18 protein-coding genes are annotated in these 16,628 nt (G+C 73.1%); 7 read left to right on the plus strand and 11 right to left on the minus strand.

The annotated features are described in order from the left end of the window. Nucleotides 1–37: 37 nt before the first annotated feature. Entirely contained in the window at nucleotides 38–1,003 is a 966-nt protein-coding gene (locus HEP85_RS09900) for a CopD family protein (RefSeq protein WP_369657667.1), read from the plus strand. Here the strand turns inward: HEP85_RS09900 and HEP85_RS09905 are convergent. The 8 genes from HEP85_RS09905 to HEP85_RS09940 form a co-directional block, all read right to left on the minus strand. Next, a complete protein-coding gene (locus HEP85_RS09905) occupies nucleotides 987–2,036 on the minus strand; it encodes a zinc-dependent alcohol dehydrogenase family protein (protein WP_168527447.1) in 1,050 nt (349 codons plus the stop codon). The two genes, HEP85_RS09900 and HEP85_RS09905, sit on opposite strands and share 17 nt — an antisense overlap. A gap of 42 nt (nucleotides 2,037–2,078) precedes the next feature. Beyond that, nucleotides 2,079–2,765 (minus strand): lysoplasmalogenase, encoded by a 687-nt coding sequence (locus HEP85_RS09910; protein ID WP_168533490.1) that lies wholly within the window; start codon nucleotides 2,763–2,765, stop codon nucleotides 2,079–2,081. Beyond that, nucleotides 2,762–3,634 (minus strand): sterol desaturase family protein, encoded by an 873-nt coding sequence (locus HEP85_RS09915; protein WP_369657668.1) that lies wholly within the window; start codon nucleotides 3,632–3,634, stop codon nucleotides 2,762–2,764. Before HEP85_RS09915 ends, HEP85_RS09910 begins: the two co-directional genes overlap by 4 nt. 169 nt (nucleotides 3,635–3,803) lie before the next feature. After that, nucleotides 3,804–4,514, minus strand: coding sequence for a VIT family protein (locus HEP85_RS09920; protein WP_168527448.1), 711 nt, complete (start codon nucleotides 4,512–4,514; stop codon nucleotides 3,804–3,806). A 24-nt stretch (nucleotides 4,515–4,538) separates the two neighbouring features. Then, entirely contained in the window at nucleotides 4,539–5,801 is a 1,263-nt protein-coding gene (locus HEP85_RS09925; protein ID WP_168527449.1) for an amidohydrolase family protein, read from the minus strand. Then, the gene (locus HEP85_RS09930) at nucleotides 5,798–7,081 is read right to left on the minus strand and encodes an amidohydrolase family protein (RefSeq protein ID WP_168527450.1); all 1,284 of its coding nucleotides are present in this window, start codon (nucleotides 7,079–7,081) and stop codon (nucleotides 5,798–5,800) included. The genes HEP85_RS09925 and HEP85_RS09930 overlap by 4 nt, the downstream gene beginning before the upstream one ends. An 11-nt stretch (nucleotides 7,082–7,092) precedes the next feature. Beyond that, complete coding sequence (locus tag HEP85_RS09935) at nucleotides 7,093–7,977, minus strand: SDR family NAD(P)-dependent oxidoreductase (protein WP_168527451.1); 885 nt, start codon at nucleotides 7,975–7,977, stop codon at nucleotides 7,093–7,095. Beyond that, nucleotides 7,977–8,774, minus strand: coding sequence for an acetoacetate decarboxylase family protein (locus HEP85_RS09940; RefSeq protein WP_168527452.1), 798 nt, complete (start codon nucleotides 8,772–8,774; stop codon nucleotides 7,977–7,979). The genes HEP85_RS09935 and HEP85_RS09940 overlap by 1 nt, the downstream gene beginning before the upstream one ends. A 99-nt stretch (nucleotides 8,775–8,873) precedes the next feature. Here HEP85_RS09940 and HEP85_RS09945 point away from each other — a divergent pair, with 99 nt between their 5' ends. The 6 genes from HEP85_RS09945 (at nucleotide 8,874) to HEP85_RS09970 (ending at nucleotide 14,653) form a co-directional block, all read left to right on the plus strand. Then, entirely contained in the window at nucleotides 8,874–9,488 is a 615-nt protein-coding gene (locus HEP85_RS09945) for a TetR family transcriptional regulator (RefSeq protein ID WP_365223189.1), read from the plus strand. Nucleotides 9,489–9,563: 75 nt separating this feature from the next. Further along, on the plus strand, nucleotides 9,564–10,592 hold the full coding sequence (locus HEP85_RS09950; protein ID WP_168527453.1) for a DEDDh family exonuclease: 1,029 nt from the start codon (nucleotides 9,564–9,566) through the stop codon (nucleotides 10,590–10,592). 183 nt (nucleotides 10,593–10,775) lie between these two features. Next, on the plus strand, nucleotides 10,776–11,009 hold the full coding sequence (locus HEP85_RS09955) for a hypothetical protein (RefSeq protein WP_168527454.1): 234 nt from the start codon (nucleotides 10,776–10,778) through the stop codon (nucleotides 11,007–11,009). A gap of 67 nt (nucleotides 11,010–11,076) precedes the next feature. Continuing rightward, complete coding sequence (locus tag HEP85_RS09960) at nucleotides 11,077–11,868, plus strand: SURF1 family protein (RefSeq protein WP_168533491.1); 792 nt, start codon at nucleotides 11,077–11,079, stop codon at nucleotides 11,866–11,868. Between the two features lie 191 nt (nucleotides 11,869–12,059). After that, nucleotides 12,060–13,874: a glycoside hydrolase family 15 protein gene (locus tag HEP85_RS09965; protein ID WP_168527455.1), complete on the plus strand. Its 1,815-nt coding sequence runs from the start codon at nucleotides 12,060–12,062 to the stop codon at nucleotides 13,872–13,874. Between the two features lie 23 nt (nucleotides 13,875–13,897). Beyond that, complete coding sequence (locus HEP85_RS09970; RefSeq protein ID WP_168527456.1) at nucleotides 13,898–14,653, plus strand: SDR family oxidoreductase; 756 nt, start codon at nucleotides 13,898–13,900, stop codon at nucleotides 14,651–14,653. Nucleotides 14,654–14,992: 339 nt separating this feature from the next. Here HEP85_RS09970 and amaP read toward each other — a convergent pair whose 3' ends face one another. Genes amaP through HEP85_RS09985 form a run of 3 tightly spaced genes read right to left on the minus strand, consistent with a single transcriptional unit; the run spans nucleotide 14,993 to nucleotide 16,625 of the window. Continuing rightward, complete coding sequence (gene amaP / locus HEP85_RS09975) at nucleotides 14,993–15,571, minus strand: alkaline shock response membrane anchor protein AmaP (protein WP_329286874.1); 579 nt, start codon at nucleotides 15,569–15,571, stop codon at nucleotides 14,993–14,995. Between the two features lie 5 nt (nucleotides 15,572–15,576). Continuing rightward, nucleotides 15,577–16,254, minus strand: coding sequence for a DUF6286 domain-containing protein (locus tag HEP85_RS09980; protein ID WP_168527457.1), 678 nt, complete (start codon nucleotides 16,252–16,254; stop codon nucleotides 15,577–15,579). Further along, nucleotides 16,251–16,625, minus strand: a complete 375-nt coding sequence (locus HEP85_RS09985; RefSeq protein ID WP_248001883.1) for an Asp23/Gls24 family envelope stress response protein — start codon at nucleotides 16,623–16,625, stop codon at nucleotides 16,251–16,253. The genes HEP85_RS09980 and HEP85_RS09985 overlap by 4 nt, the downstream gene beginning before the upstream one ends. Nucleotides 16,626–16,628 lie beyond the last annotated feature (3 nt).

The following is a 16,628-nucleotide window of genomic DNA, read 5'->3' on the forward strand; positions in this document are numbered from 1 at the left end:
CTTGCCCGGGTCTGTGCCGACTGGCGAAGATCTCGGGGTGACCTCGCCACGACCGACGGCCGAGGCGGCGGGCACGAGTGGTCCCGCGCGGCGCCCCGCGGCCGGACCGGCCGTCGCCCTGCTCGTCCTGGTGGCCCTGGCCGCCCTGATCCCGCTGCTCGGCCCGCGCCCCGCGCTGGACGGCACCGGCGAGGCCGCCGCCCCCGGAGTCGGCGGCATCGCCCTGCTGCGTACGGTCCTGTTCGCGGCACTGTGCGTCCCCGCGGGCGAGTTGTTCGCGGCCCGGCCGGCCCGCCGGGTGCCGGGCGCGCCTTCGCGGGTGACGCCGCGCAGTTGGGCACCGTACGCCGCCGCCGCGGGCTTCGTCGCCGCGCCGGGGCTCGCCTCGGTGGTGGCCACCGGCAATCTGCTGCCGCACCACCTCTCCGACATGGACGTCGGCGGCCTCTACCGGACCCGGGACGGCAAGCTCGCGCTCCTGGCGGTCAACGCGTTCGCCGTGGCGGGGCTGTGCGCCCTCTCGCGACGGCCGGCCGCCCAGGTCCGGCCGCTGGCAACGGTCGCGGAGGCGCTGCGCTCCCACCCGCCGGCCGAGCAGCACCCACTGATCGGATCCGGTCCGACCCTCGTGCACGTGACCTGCGCGGCCCTGTGGGCGGGCGGCCTGCCGCACGTCCTGCGGATGCTGCGCGCGTGGGGCGCCGCCGAGGCCGGTGCGGCACTGCTCGGCCGCTACGCGCGCGTGGCCGCCGTCCTGTTCGCGGTGATCACCGCGACGGCCGCGGGGAGCACGCTGCGCCGGATGCCGTCCGGCACGGTCCTGGACCAGCTGACGTCGACGTCGTACGGGCGCGCCCTGCCGGCCAAGCTGCTCCTGGTGGCCGCCGTCGCCGTCCTGGCCCTGCTCGCGCGGCTGCGGCTGCGCCGGCCCGCGGACCGGCTCGGCGCCGGTGTCCCCACGCAGGTCGCCGGCAGTCTTCGGACCGTCAGCAGCCGTTGGTGACGAGCACCTTGAGGGCGGTGCGCTCGTCCATCGCCTTGTAGCCCTCGGGCACGCCCTCCAGGTCGACGGTCCGGTCGAAGACGGGCGACGGGTCGATGGTGCCGTCGAGGACGTCGGGCAGCAGCTCCGGGATGTACGCGCGCACCGGTGCGACCCCGCCGCGCAGCGCGATGTTCCGGTCGAACATGACGCCCAGGTCCAGGCCCGTGCCACTGCCGTGCGGCACCCCGACGAAGCCGATGGCGCCGCCGTCGCGGGTGATGTTCACGGCCGTCCGCATGGACTGCTCGGTGCCGACCGCCTCCACGACGGCGTGCGCGCCCTGTCCCCGGGTCAGCTCGCGCACGGCCTCGACGGCCGCCTCGCCGCGCTCGGCGACGACGTCCGTGGCGCCGAAACGGCGCGCGATGTCCGTACGCACCTCATGGCGTCCGAGTGCGATGATCCGCTCGGCGCCGAGCCGCTTGGCGGCCAGGACGGCGCACAGGCCCACGGCGCCGTCCCCGACGACCGCGACGGTGGCGCCCTTGCGGGCCCCCGCGCCGAGGGCCGCGTGGTGGCCGGTGCCCATGACGTCGGACAGCGTCAGGAGGGCCGACAGCAGACGGTCGTCCGAGGCCGCCTCCTTGGGCAGTTGGACGAGGGTGCCGTCGGCGAAGGGGACCCGCACGGCCTCGCCCTGCCCGCCGTCGTAGCCCACGGCGCCCCAGAAGCCGCCGTGCTCGCACGAGGTGGTGAGCCCCTCGCGGCAGTAGTCGCAGACGCCGTCGGACCACATGAACGGCGCGACGACGAGGTCCCCGCGCCGCACCCCGGTCACGTCGGAGCCGGCCTCCTCGACGATGCCGAGGAACTCGTGCCCGATCCGCTGCCCCGCCTTGCGCGCCGCCTCACCCCGGTAGGCCCACAGGTCGCTCCCGCAGATGCAGGACCGCAGCACCCGGACGACCGCGTCGGTCGGCAACTGCACCACGGGCTCGGGCACGTCCTCCACGCGCATGTCGTAAGGGGCGTGGATGGTGGTGGCGCGCATGACGAGGATCCTTCTCGGCTGATCGGCTGGGGTGAGATGCGCTCAGGGGGTGGTTGAGCGCATCTCACCGTACGCCGCCCGCGGCGCGGGCCGCGCGCCGAGGGTGCTCAGTACTCCGCTGACCAGCAAGAACTGGGCGGCGGCATAGGTCGACATGATCCAGAAGTCCGGTCTCGGGAGCTGCGGCCAGTCGGCGACCCCGGTGGCGATGAGCGTGTCCGAGAGCATGAACAGCGCCCCGCCGGCGGCCGCGAGGCGTCCGAGTCCGGTGGCGCCGTACGCCATCGCGGTCAGCAGCAGGCTGTAGCCCGCCACGGGGATCCGCAGACCCGCGGGCAGGCCGGGCCAGAGCAGGATGACCGTGGCGGTCACGGCGAGGGCGTAGCCGGTGAGCAGTGCTCCCCGCGCGCGGGTGGCCGGCCGGAGCGCGGCGGCTCTCCGGAAAAGGACGAGATAGCAGACGTGTCCGGCCGCGAAGGAGGCCATCCCCACCAGGAAGGCCGGGTCGGCGTCGGACAGCAGCAGGAGGTCGCCGCCCCAGCCGCAGAGCAGCGCGGCGACCAGGAGGCGCGGTCCGCCGCGGGTGACCGTGTGGGCGGCGAGCAGCGGCATCAGGAGGGGCTTGGCGACGAGGTGCCCCGGTGTGAACCCGGCGGCCAGCGAGACGAGGTCCACGAGGGCCGCCGCGCCGAAGGAGACGAGCAGCACGCGCGCGTGCCGTGTGCTCACGCGGCGGACTCCGTGACCGGCGCGCGCTCGGCGCGACCCGGGGCCGGCTGCCAGCCGGGGCCGCGGAAGACCCGTCCCGCGCGCTCGCGCCAGCTCGCCGCCGCCTTCAGGTCCCGGGCGATGGCGGCGTACTCATGGGTGGCGACGCGCAGTGGGTTGTATGTGGCGATGTTCTTGGTGAGCCCGTAGACGGGCCGCTCGGTCTCCGGGACGAAGGACCCGAAGAGCCGGTCCCACACGATGAGGATCCCGCCGAAGTTGCGGTCCAGGTAGCCGCCCTGGGAGGCGTGGTGCACCCGGTGGTGCGACGGCGTGTTGAAGACGAACTCGAACCAGCGGGGCATCCGGTCGATCCGCTCGGTGTGGATCCAGAACTGGTAGACGAGGTTCGCGGACGAGCAGAACGCGAGCGCCGCCGGGTGCACGCCGAGGGCGATCAGCGGCACGTAGAAGGGCCACACGGTCCAGGTGGTCCAGGGCTGGCGCAGCGCGGTGGTGAGGTTGAACTTCCGGCTGGAGTGGTGGACGACGTGGCAGGCCCACAGGATGCGGATGACGTGGTGTCCGCGGTGCGACCAGTAGTAGAAGAAGTCCTGCCCCAGCAGCATGAGCGGGACGGTCCACCACAGCACCGGCACCCGCAGCGGTGTCAGTTCGTAGATCGCGGTGTAGAGCGCGACGATCGGGATCTTCCACAGGAAGTCGAAGACGAGACTGCCCAGGCCCATGCCGACACTGGTGGCGGCGTCCTTCGCCTCGTACCCCTCGTCCTCCTCGTCCGGATGGATCCTGACACTCACGATCTCGATCACGGTGAGCAGCACGAAGGCGGGTATCGACCACAGCACGACATCGGGCAGGTTCGGCATGGATGCACCGTAGGACGGCGGACCGGCCGCGGCTAGACGTTGTTACCGACAAGTATTACCGGCGGTACGCGCTTGCTTCTTGGTGATCTCCGCCAATGGGCGGCCGGCGCCCGCGGATGTGGGCGGGACACGCAGGGCACCTTCACCGGTCGTCCACCGCCGCGGCCCCTCATGTCCCGGCCGCTCCCAGCAGCACCCCCGCCAGGTACGTCACCCCCATCGCCAGCGCCCCGCCCGCCACGTTCCGCAGGACCGCGTGGCGCGGGTCCGCCGCGCCCAGGCGGGCGCTCACCCAGCCGGTGACGAGCAGGGAGGCGAGGACGGAGACCACGGTGACGGGCAGGCGCCAGCCGCCCGGCGGGAGGACGATCGCCAGCAACGGCAGCAGGGCGCCCACCGTGAAGGACACGAAACTCGCCCCGGCCGCGTGCCACGGGTTGGTGAGATCGTCGGGGTCGATACCGAGCTCCACGCGCGCGTGGGCCCTGAGCGCGTCCCGTTCGGTGAGCTGCTGTGCCGCCTCCCGGGCCACCTCACGCGACAGGCCGCGCTGCTCCAGGAGTTCGGTCAGCTCCTCGAGTTCGGCCTCGGGCTGCTCACTGAGTTCGCGTCGTTCCGTCGCCAGCGCGGCCTTCTCGGAGTCCAGTTGGGTGGAGACCGAGACGTACTCCCCCGCCGCCATGGACATCGAGCCGGCCAGCAGGCCCGCGAGGCCCGCCGTCAGCAGTGCGCCGCGGTCGTCCGTGGCCCCCGCGACCCCGACGACGAGACCCGCGGTGGAGACGATCCCGTCGTTGGCGCCCAGGACCCCGGCCCGCAGCCAGTTCAGCCGCGATCCGAGGGTTCCTTCGTGGGCCTCGTCGTGCGTCGCTTCGGTCACACGGCGAGGATCGCACCCGGTGCGTCACCACACGCGCACCGACCCTCCCTTCGCGAACGCCGGGCTCGTCGCGTCGGCGGGCGGTTCGCCGAGCGGTTCGGCGAGTTCCGCCACCGTCGGTCCCACCTTGGCCGCGAGCGGGGCGAGACGCTCCAGGTCGAAGCCGTACACCCGGGCCGCGTTGCCGCCGACCATGGCCGCGACCTCCTCCCGCGGCAGACCCGCGTAGGCGATCCGCAGCCCCTCGCGCGAGTAGGGGTGGGTGCCCTCGTCGTGCGGGTAGTCGCTGCCCCACATGATCTTGTCGAGGCCGATGCGGTCGCGCAGTGGCACCTCGTGCGGGCGCATGAAGCTCGCGCCGACCCAGCAGTTCTCGTGCCAGACCTGGGAGGGCCGCTTGCCCATCGAGGCCCCGAGCCCCGCGCCGAACTTGGCTTCGGCGGTGGACGCCTTCGTCCCGGCGGCGACCAGTCGTCCGTGGTAGTAGTCCAGCATGTCGAGCACCCCGGGGATCCAGCCCGAACCCTGCTCGGTCAGCACCAGTCTCAGTCCGGGATGCCTGCGGAACGCGCCGCCGAACACCAGGTGCCACAGCGCCCGGTGCGAGAACCATGTCGTCTCCACCATGAAGACCGCCCGTGCGGCCGGCTCGTCGCCCAGCGGTGGGGACGCGGAACCCGCGTGGTGGTTCACGGGCACGCCCAGTTCGGCGCAGGCCGCCCAGATCGGGTCGTACGCCGTCGAGTACAGCTCGGGCAGGCCCGACCCCGGGGGCGTGCCGGGCAGCAGGAGACCGCCTCCGAGCCCCGCGCCGACCGCCCGGTGGATCTCCCGCACCGCTTCGTCGACGTCGTTCAGGAGGATCTGGAACACGCCCGCCCGGCGGCCCGGCGCGGCCGCGCAGAAGTCCGCCAGCCAGCGGTTGTGGGCGCGCAGCCCGGCCCACCGCCGGGCGAACTCCCGTGCCGTCGGCGCCGGTGCCGTCAGGGACGCCGACGGGAAGAAGGGCGGGATGGTGTTCGGGAAGACGACCTCGGCGACGATCCCGTCCCGCTCCAGTTCCGCGAGGCGCCGCTCGGAGTTCCAGTTCCTGTCCGCCGTGTCGGCGAGCAGGTCCTGGTACGGGTTGACGTACGTGGCCGCCCACGCGTCGAACTCGTCGTGGTGCTCCTTCGCCAAGTAGGGCCTGTAGTCGAGGAGATCGGCGCCCGCGTGGCAGTCGGCCGAGATCACCGTGTACCGGTCGTCGTCCGGGGTCGACGGGGGCGACGGGGGCGACGGAGTCATGGTGTGGCCCCCAGTACCGGGAAGTCGTGGTCCGTGAGCCAGTGGCGGCCCACCTCGCGCGAGCGTGCCCAGGACGCTGTCACGGCCGCCTGGTCCTCGGACTGGCCGAGGTCGGCCGGGGTCGGGCCGATGCGCCGGGCGAGCGGGGCCAGTTTCCCGGTGTCGAAGCCGAAGACCTCGGCGGCCGCCAGACCGAGCATGCGGCGGGTCTCCGCCACCGGGATGTCGTGGAACGTCCTCGACAGCCACGCGCGCGTGTCGGGCCAGGTGCCCTCGGGATGCGGGAAGTCGCTGCCCCACAGGATGTTGTCGACGCCGATCTCGTAGCGCTGGGCGAGTTCGCGCCGCTTGGTGTTGGTGGCGCAGACGAACACCTGGCGGTCCAGGTACTCGTGCGGGGGCCGCTTCAGCTCCGCGAAGGGCGACAGCTTCTTGCCGCCGTGCGCGCCGAGGTAGAGGCGGTCCATGAACCAGAGGAGGTTCGGCAGCCACCAGCAGCCCGACTCCGCGACGCCGAACCTGAGGCCCGGGTGGCGCTCGAAGACTCCCGACCAGAGCAGGAACCACAGCGGACGCGCCGGCCACCACGTCACCTCGCTCACGTAGATGCCGAGGTGGTCGCCGTACTCGTGGCGCGGCGCCGCCCCGGAATGGGTGACCACCGGGAGCCCGCACTCGGCGGCCGCCGCCCACACGGGGTCGTAACGGCGGTCGTGGTAGGGCTCCTTGTCCACCCACATGGCGGGGATCATCAGGGCGCCGAGCCCCGACTCCTTGGCGCGGTACACCTCCGCGACGACCAGGTCGCTCTCCGCCGTGACGGGCAGCAGCGCGACCCCGCGGTGCCGTTCGGGGTTCTCGCCCACGAATTCCGCGAGCCAGCGGTTGTGCGCCCGCGCGCCCGCCATGCCGAGCGCCGGGTCCTGGTCGCCGGAGAGGCCCAGGCCCACACCGAAGGGGGCGGCCGTCCGGCTGTCCACGGCGTCGGCGTCCGGGAAGACCACCTCCCCGGCCACTCCGTCGCCGTCCAGCTCCTTCAGGCGCTGCCCGGTGTCCCAACCGCCGCGCAGACCCTCCTCGTTGTCCCGGAACCACTGGTCCGCGAACGCCTCGTTGCGGACGCCGAGCCGTGTCATCTCCTCACGGCGCCGGTCCCGCCCTGCAAGGAACTCGTCGAAGTCCCGGTGGAAACGGGAGTCGAGGTAGGGCCGGTACTCCTCGGTGGGGAGCCCGGCATGGCAGTCGGAGGAGATGATCAGGTAGGGATCCAGGTCGGTCATCGGCCGCCTCCTCAGTCCAGGATGAAGTGTTCGAGGTACGAGGGGTCCGCGCGGTCGAGCATCGACCGCGCGCGTGCTCGGATCTGGCGGTCGCTGTGCTCGCTCTCCGGAAGCAGCCAGAATCGGTCCGCGCCGATGCCTTCCGCCACCAGGTCGGCGACCTCCTCGACCGGCGTGAACCGCACCTCCCGCCCCGCCTCCCGCATCGCGGCCTCCCACTGGTCGAGCCCGCGGTACGGGGTCCTGCGCGGCCGCTGCTTCGCGTATCGCGACGGCCGGTTGCGGTGCGACTCCCACAGCCCGGTGCGGAGCATGTGCGGCCCGGGGAAGAGCACGGACGCCCCCACCCGCGCGTGCTCCGCCTTCAGGTGCGCGTAGAGGGACTCGGTCATCGTCACGACGGCGGCCTTGGTGACGGCGTAGACGGAGGCCGTGGGCAGCGGGGCGATCCCGCCGTCGCCGGACGAGGTGTTGACGACGTGACCCGGCTCTCCGCCGGCGATCATCCTCGGCACGAACGCCTGGATGCCGTGGAAGACACCCCAGACGTTGACGGCGAAGGCCCACTTCCAGTCGTTCGGGTCGTGCTCCCACATACGGCCCTCGGCGCCGGAGCCGACCCCGGCGTTGTTGCACAGGACGTGTACGGCGCCGTACCTCCCGTAGACGTCCTCGGCGAGTGCGACGACGTCCGCGCGCTCCCCGACGTCGACCACGCGCGCGTGCACGTCGGCCCCGTCCTGGCGCAGCCCGCTCGCCGCCTTCCCCAGGGCACCCTCCTCGACGTCCGCGAGGACCACCTTCAGACCGTCGGCCGCGAACCGCCGCGCCATGGCCAGTCCGATGCCGCTCGCGGCGCCGGTGACGACGGCGACCTGTCCCGCCCGCAGGCGCATCAGACGCTCCCCTCGGGCGGACCGTCGAGGAGCTGCCGCGGATCGTCGTAGCGTTGGTGGACGTAGGGAAGCAGGGCCCGCGCGTCGACGCGCTCGACGACCCTGCCCCGCTGGTCGGTGGTCTTCTCGGCGAGGGTGATCCCGACGAGCTCACGGACGGGGAGGTCGGCCACCGGGTCGTACATCGACTCGCGCAGGACGACGTCCCCGGTGACGCGCTCCAGCCGGCGCACCCTCTCCTCGCGCACGCAGTGCACCAGGACGGGGTCGGCGTCGAAGCCCGAACCGTCCACCGCGGGAAGGAACTTGAAGTAGAAGTCGGTCTTCCGGGCGGGCTCGGGCAGCGGCAGGTCCCCGCTGACCGCGCCGCGCACCTCGACGAACGCGATGCCGTGCCGGGCGAGCGCGGCCCGCACCACGAGACCGTCCCGCTCGACGGTCACCTCGCCGAGCTTCTTGGGCTCACCGAAGACCTCCCGGCCGCCGGTCAGGGCGCGTTCGTGGGTCATGGGCATCACGAGCGGATACCAGCCCTCGACCCCGTCGTGCGCCGCGGCGACGGCGAACGAGCCGGCACCCAGCGGGTATCCGGGCAGGTCGACCTTGCTGATGTTCACCCGTACCAAGGGCCGCGCGGTGGGTTTGAGCGGGGGTGGCAGGACCGCCGCGACCGCGTCCGGATCGCTCTCCCAGACGGCCACCACACCGGTGGACCAGATGTCGGGGAGCCTGGCGCTCGCGGTACGCGCGGCGGCGATCTCCGCCTCGCTGCGCGCGCCGTACCTCACTCGTGCCATGTCGTACCGCCCTTCTCTGATGGGCCGTCAGCTGTAACACAGTTACAGCAGACCTCGCGAAGGGTAAATACACGTGCACGCAACGGACTTGGGGGCGTCATGACGAGACCGGTCAGCCGCGAGACGGTCCTCGACGCCGCCGGGGCCCTGGTGAGGCAGCACGGCCCGGACGCGCTGACGATGCGCAGGCTCGCCGCCGAGCTGGGCACGGCGGTCACCTCGATCTACTGGCACGTCGGCAACCGCGAGTCCCTGCTCGACGCGCTGGTCGAGCGGACCGTCGCCGACCTCGGCGAGATCCGGCCCACCGGGCGCACCCCGGCGGCGCGTGTCGTGTCGGTGGCCCGCGTCCTGCGCCGGCAGCTGCGTGAGCATCCGCACCTCATCGCGATGGTGCACGAACGCGGGCTGACGGAACGGATGTTCATGCCCGCGCAGCGGGCGCTGGTGCGCGAGGTGCACGCGGCGGGGCTGCGGGGCGCGCGCGCCGCCCGGGTCGTCCGGGCCGTGCAGTTCCAGGTCGTCGGGCACGTCCTGGTCGAGCGCAACCGCGAGCGCGCTCCGGCGCAGCGTCCCGGCGAGGAGGAGCTGTGGGGGGCGCGCACCGCCGAGCGCGACCCGGCGCTCGCGCGGGCGCTGGCGGGACCGGTCGACACCGAGCGGCTGTTCACGGCGTCCGTCAAGGCGCTGGTGGCCGGGTTGTTGACGCCGTAGGGGGCGGCCCGGCCCCGGCGGGCGCGCGGAGTCCGGGGACAGGGCTGTCGGTCGTGGCCCGTATCCTCATTGACCATGCTCGAAGACCTGACGACCGCAGCGTCCCCAGCCCCCTGGCCGGCCGCGTATCCGCAGGGGTACGCGGTCGTCGACGTGGAGACCACCGGCCTGGCCCGGGACGACCGGATCATCTCGGCCGCCGTCTACCGGCTGGACGCGCGCGGCGAGGTCGAGGACCACTGGTACACGACGGTGAACCCGGAGCGGGACCCGGGCCCGGTGTGGATCCACGGTCTGACGAGCGACGTGCTCGAAGGCGCCCCGCTCTTCCAGGACGTCGCCGAGGAGTTCGCCGCCCGGCTCGACGGCCGCGTCCTCGTCGCGCACAACGCCGTCTTCGACTGGTCGATGATCGCGCGGGAGTACGCGCGCGCCGAGCGCGAGGCGCCGGTGCGTCAGCGGCTGTGCACCATCGCGCTCTCCAAGGAGCTGGGCCTTCCGCTGCCCAACCACAAGCTGGAGTCGCTGGCCGCGCACTTCGGCGTCGTGCAGCAGCGCGCGCACCACGCGCTGGACGACGCGCGGGTGCTGGCGGAGGCGTTCCGGCCGAGCCTGCGGGCGGCCGCGCGCGAGGGGATCCGGCTGCCGTTGCTGGAGTGCCGGCCGCTCAAGGAGTGGTCGGAGAGCCCGGCGGCGCCGCGCATCGGGCGGCAGTCCGGCGGGCCTTCCGGAGGCGGTTACGGGGGCGGGTACGGGTCCGGGGGCGGCTATCCGTCGGGGAGTTGGCGCCCCTCGCGCAAACGCCCCGCATGCCCCTATCCCAACCCAGGACGTTACGAACCGGGTGAACCACTCAAGCAGGGCATGCGGGTGGCGTTCTCCGGGGACACGTCCGTCGACCGCGAGCTGTTGGAGGACCGTGCCGTCGAGGCCGGCCTGCATGTCGCGACGAGCCTGTCCCGGCTGACCAGTCTGCTCGTCACGAACGATCCGGACTCCAGCACGTCCAAGGTGGTCAAGGCCCGACAGTTCGGCACGCCGGTGATCGACGAGGCGGCGTTCGGCCAGTTGCTGCGGGACGTGGAACCGGCGCCGGGGAAGTGAGCGGGCACGGCCGGCGCGCCCTCGGGTGCCCGGTGCGCCGGTGACCGACCGGCGTACGGGTGACTGACGGACACACGGCCGACCGACCGGCGTACGGGTGATTGACCGACGTACGGGTGATTGGCGCGCGACTCGCCCGGCGCCCGCTCGCCGGTGCCGCGTCGGCCCCGCACCCTGTGGCGCATGGCGAATTGCGAAGTATGCGGCAATGACTACGGCATGACGTTCGAGGTGCACGCGCAGGGCGCGGTGCACGTCTTCGACTGCTTCTCCTGCGCGATCCACCGGATGGCCCCGATCTGCGAGCACTGCCGTGTCCAGATCATCGGCCAGGGGGTCGAGGTCGAGGGCCACTGGTTCTGCGGAGCCCACTGCGCCCGCGCCGAGGGGAGGGTGGGGATCGTCGACAAGGTGTGAGCCGGGGCGCGGCCCTCGGCGGGACCCTCCCGTCGAGGGCCGAATCGTGCCGAGTACCGTCAATGGGGTGTACCGCTTCCTGTTGTCCCGGCAGTGGGTGATTCTCACCCTCGTGGCCCTCGCCCTCATCCCGACGATGATCAAGCTGGGCTTCTGGCAGCTGCACCGGCATGAGCACAAGGTCGCGCTGAACGCGGTGATCTCCGCCTCGCTGTCGGCGAAGCCGGTGCCCGCCGAGTCGCTCACCGCGCCGGGGCAGCGCGTCCCGCACGACGACCTGTACCGCCGGGTGACCGCCAAGGGGACCTACGACACCGCGCACGAGGTCGTCGTACGGCGCCGCACCAACGCGGACGGCGAGGTCGGCTTCCACGTCCTGACCCCCTTCGACCTGGACGACGGCCGGGTGCTGATGGTCAACCGGGGCTGGATCCCGGCGAACGGCGTGCAGACCGCGTTCCCGAGGATCCCGGCGCCCGCGAAGGGCGAGGTCACCGTCACCGGGCGGCTGATGCCGGACGAGACGACCGGCGCCAGCGGTATCAAGAACGTCGCGGGGCTGCCCGACCGCCAGGTCATGCTGATCAGCAGCGGGCAGCAGGCGAAGAGTCTCGGCAAGCAGGTCCTGGGCGGCTACATCGAGCAGACCGCGCCCGCTCCCAGGGGCGACTCGCCCGAGCTGCTCCCCGACCCCGAGCACAACGACATCGGCCCGCACATGGCGTACGCGATCCAGTGGTGGCTCTTCTCGGCGGGCGTTCCCGTGGGCTGGGTGGTCCTGGTCCGCCGCGAGCGTCGGGACCGCGCGACGGCCGCCACCGCCGAGACGGCCCCGGAACCGGCCCCGGCCGCCGTGTAGACCACCCGGGACCTGTCCCGGCCGTCACCCACGCGGACCACGCGGGAACCGCCCCGGTCCGTGCGCCACCGCCCGCGGAAGCGATTCTCCCCGACCGGCGCCGTGCGCGGTCCACGCTCGAACGTACCCTCGCGTCACCCGGTCGGCCCCCGACCCGATTGGCCCCGGCCCCCGCCGGGAACCCGCCCCACGTGCACCCACGTATCGAGGACTACGCGCTCATCGGGGACGAACAGACGGCCGCACTGGTGGGCCGGGACGGGTCGATCGACTGGCTATGCGTGCCACGGTTCGACTCGGCCGCCTGTTTCGCCGCGATGCTCGGCGACGAGAACAACGGCCACTGGCGGATCGCGCCCAAGGGAGCGGGCCCCTGCACCCGGCGCGCGTACCGGCCGGACACCCTGGTGCTCGACTCGGAATGGGAGACGGACGACGGCGCGGTCCGGGTGACCGACTTCATGCCACAGCGCGACAAGGCGCCCGATCTCATCCGCATCGTGGAAGGCCTCAGCGGCCGCGTCACGGTGCAGAGCACCCTGCGGCTGCGCTTCGACTACGGCTCGGTCGTGCCGTGGATGCGCAAGTCGGACGGTCACCGGGTGGCGGTCGCGGGCCCGGACTCGGTGTGGCTGCGCAGCGAGCCCGAGGTACGGACCTGGGGCAAGGACTTCCGTACGCTCTCGGAGTTCACCGTGGAGGCGGGCGAGAAGGTCGCCTTCGTACTGACCTGGCATCCCTCCCACTGGTCGCGCCCACCGCTGATCGACCCGTTCGAGGCGCTGCGGTGCAGCGTCGCCGACTGGCAGGCGTGGGCGGCGCGCTGCCGCTACCAGGGCCCCTACCGGGACATCGTGGTCCGCTCCCTGATCACCCTCAAGGCCCTCACCTACGCGCCGACGGGCGGCATCGTGGCGGCCCCCACCACCTCGCTCCCGGAGGAGCTGGGCGGCGTCCGCAACTGGGACTACCGCTACTGCTGGCTGCGCGACTCCACGCTCACCCTCGGCGCGCTCCTCGCGGCCGGGTACCACGAGGAGGCCGAGGCCTGGCGCGACTGGCTGCTGCGCGCGGTCGCGGGCGACCCGGCCGACCTGCAGATCATGTACGGGCTCTCCGGTGAGCGCCGGCTGCCCGAGTTCGAGCTGCCGTGGCTGCGCGGCTTCGCCGGTTCGTACCCGGTCCGGATCGGCAACGAGGCGGTGAAGCAGCTGCAGCTGGACGTGTACGGCGAGGTCATCGACTCGCTCGAACTGGCCCGGCGTTCCGGCCTGCCGTCCGAGCCGCACATGTGGCGGCTGCAGTGCTCGCTGATGGACTTCCTGCGGACCGCCTGGCGGCAGCCCGACGAGGGGATCTGGGAAGTGCGCGGTCCCCGTCGGCACTTCGTGTACTCGAAGGTGATGGCGTGGGTGGCCGCCGACCGCGCCGTGCGCACCCTGGAGGCGGAACCGGGGCTCACCGGCGACCTGGAAGGCTGGCGCGAGATGCGCGACGAGGTGCACAAGGAGGTGTGCGAGCGCGGGTTCGACGCCGAGCGGAACACCTTCACGCAGTCCTACGGTTCACGTGAGCTGGACGCGTCGTTGCTGCTCATCCCGCGCGCCGGTTTCCTGCCGCCGGACGATCCGAGGGTCGTCGGCACCATCGACGCGGTCCGCGCGGAACTCGAACGCGACAACTTCCTGCTGCGCCGCTACAGCGAGGAGGGCACGGACGTCGACGGCCTGCCGGGCGGCGAGGGCGCCTTCCTCGTCTGTTCGTTCTGGCTCGCCGACGCGCTGCAGATGACGGGCCGTACGCAGGAGGCCCGCGACCTGTTCGAGCGGCTGATCGGGCTCGCCAACGACGTGGGGCTGCTCGCCGAGGAGTACGACCCCGTGGGGCGCCGTCAGCTCGGCAACTTCCCGCAGGCCTTCAGCCATCTCGGCCTGGTGGGCACCGCGTTCAACCTGTTCGGGGACGAGAGCCCGAAGACGATGGGAGGGGCCGAACAGTCGGAATGACGGGGTGAGGGAGGATGGGTGCCATGGATCTTGGACTGAAGGACCGTGTGTACGTCGTCACGGGAGCCACCCGTGGTCTGGGCAACGCCGCCGCGCGCGAGCTCACCGCCGACGGCGCGAAGGTGATCGTCTCGGGACGCGACGAGAAGAGCGCCGCCGACGCCGCGTCCGCGCTCGGCCCGAACGCGGTCGGGGTGGCCGCCGACAACGCCGACCCGCGGACCCCGGCCCGGCTGATCGCGGCGGCGCGCGAGCACTTCGGCGGGTTCGACGGCATCCTCATCAGCGTCGGCGGGCCGCCGCCCGGGTTCGTCGCGGACACCACGGACGAGCAGTGGACGGCCGCGTACGAGTCCGTCTTCCTGGGCGCGGTCCGGCTGGCCCGCGCGGCCGTCGCCGAGCTGGGCGACGGCGGTGTCGTCGGCTTCGTCCTGTCGGGTTCGGTGCACGAGCCGATCCCGGGCCTGACCATCTCCAACGGTCTGCGCCCGGGGCTCGCCGGCTTCGCCAAGTCCCTCGCCGACGAGCTGGGCCCGCGGGGCATCCGCGTGGTCGGTCTGCTCCCGGCCCGCATCGACACGGACCGCGTCCGCGAGCTCGACGGTCTCTCCGCCGACCCGGAGGCCACCCGGGCGGCCAACGAGTCCCGCATCCCGCTGCGCCGGTACGGCGCCCCGGAGGAGTTCGGCCGCACCGCGGCCTTCCTGCTCTCCCCCGCGGCGTCCTATCTGACCGGCATCATGCTGCCGGTGGACGGCGGTATGCGACACGGGTTCTAGCGGCAGCGGTCGCCGGTACCGCGGGCACGGGGGTGCCGGCGGTACCGGTTCCGGCCGGCGGCACGGGCGCCGGCGACACCGGGGTTCCGGCGGCACAGGTTCCGGCCGCACGGGTTCCGGCGGTACGGGCGTCGGCGGTACGGGCGTCGGCGGTACGGGCGTCGGCCGGTCCGGTTCTGGCGGTGGCGCGGCCCGGGTTTCTGGCTGTACGCGTGCCGGTGACTTCCGCCGCACCCAGCGACTCCCGTCGGCTCCCGCGGCCGGGTCTGCCGGCGAGGGCTTGTCCATCCCCTCCGGCGGCAGGCGGGCCGGGGGAGCCCCGGTCCGCCGCCGTGCGGCTCAGCTCACGCGTTCCGCACGGTGCTTGACCGCGCGGAGGCGCACCTCCGCGGGGAGCGCGGCGAGGCCCGCCGAGTCACGCGCGTGCGCGAGCGCCTCCGTCGTGAGCAGATGCAGCGTGTGTCCGGGGTCCACATGCGGTTCCAGCAGGAGCTGCACCCGTGCGCCCGGAGCGCCCCGCCTCCCGGTCAACTGCGCCTGGGCGTGCGTGACACCGTCCAGACGCCCGGCGTCCTCGGCGAGTACGCCCTCCAGGGCCCGGCCGCGCAGCAGCGCGCCCTCGCCGTCACCGACGTCGACCAGCACCTCGGCGAGCCGGCGCCGGCGCAGCACGGCCGCCAGCCACCACAGGGCGAGCAGGACGAGCACCGCGAGCCCGGCGATGACGGCCGGCCACCACCAGCCCTGGTCCCGCCAGCGGGTCCGTTCGGCGTCGCTCAGCAGCACGTCGTGCGGCCCGTCGTGGATCCACCACGAGGGCGGCCGCACACCCAGTCCGATGGCGAGCACGGAGCCGCCGAGGACGACCAGGGCGAGCCCGACGACTCCCAGCAGCACCCGGTTGACGATCCTGAGCACCGTACTCACCCCTTCCGTCCGGGACGCCTCACGTGCACCGAGAGCGCGGGGGGCCGGGAGAGCCCCAGCCCCCTGATGCCGTCGGCGAGTGTGGCGTCCAGGTCGGCACGTACGTCGTCGAGTTCACGGAAGTGCGAGACCGCGTGGACGTCCACGGTGCGCCGCCCCGTACGGACCCTGGCCGACTGCACCCCGGAGACCTCCATGGCCCGGTCACGCAGGGCCATGGCGGCGGCGTCCCGGTGCAGCCCGGCCCGTACGTCGTGGTGGGTGCGCCGCATCGGCAGGACGTCGCGCAGTCCGGGGGTCACCGCGAGGACGATCAGCCAGAGCCCGAGGGCCGCGGCGATCCCGGCGCCGACGAGCACCCAGGTGTCGTCGAGGGGGCGTTCGGCCAGTTGCCGGGCGAGAGACCTGCGCCAGTGCAACGCGGGCCGGTGCGCGCGGACCGCCGTGACGTCGTACAGGAAGACGCCCGCGCCGAGCAGGAGGAGCAGTGCGACGATCCCCGCGGGGACGCGGCGCATCGACCAGAACCGTCCCTGGGCACCGTCCTGCTCGCCGGCGGTGCGCGCGGGGTCGTGGGCGTCCGCCGACGCGGACCGGTCGAACTCGTCCTCGGGCGGCTTCTCCATCACGGGCAAGCGTCGGGTCGTGCTGTCGGAGCCCTGGGGCTCGCTCATTGCGTCCTCCCCTGTGCCACGCCGGGTACCGGTACCAGGTGCAGCCGTTCCACCTGGACGGTCACCTCCGGCACTTCCATCCCCGTCAACGCGCTTACCCGCTCTACGACATGACAACGCACCGCTTTGCAACGGGCGCCGATGTCGGTGGGGTAGGCGAGTTCGAGGTGGACGTGGACGCGGGCGGTGTCGTGGCGCACGAGGACCGTCGCGTGCGGCGGCGCGGCGTCCGGGGGCAGCGGCCCGAGGACCTCGCGGGCCGCCTGTGCGGCGGTCTTGGCCACGACGCGGTCGGCGATCCGGGTCGCGCCGCGCTCGGCGGCCACGACGACCGCCGACGGCCGCCGGGTGTCACCGGGCGCGCCGGTCACGGG

It is taken from the genome of Streptomyces sp. RPA4-2 (genome assembly GCF_012273515.2).
Taxonomy (GTDB): domain Bacteria; phylum Actinomycetota; class Actinomycetes; order Streptomycetales; family Streptomycetaceae; genus Streptomyces; species Streptomyces kaempferi.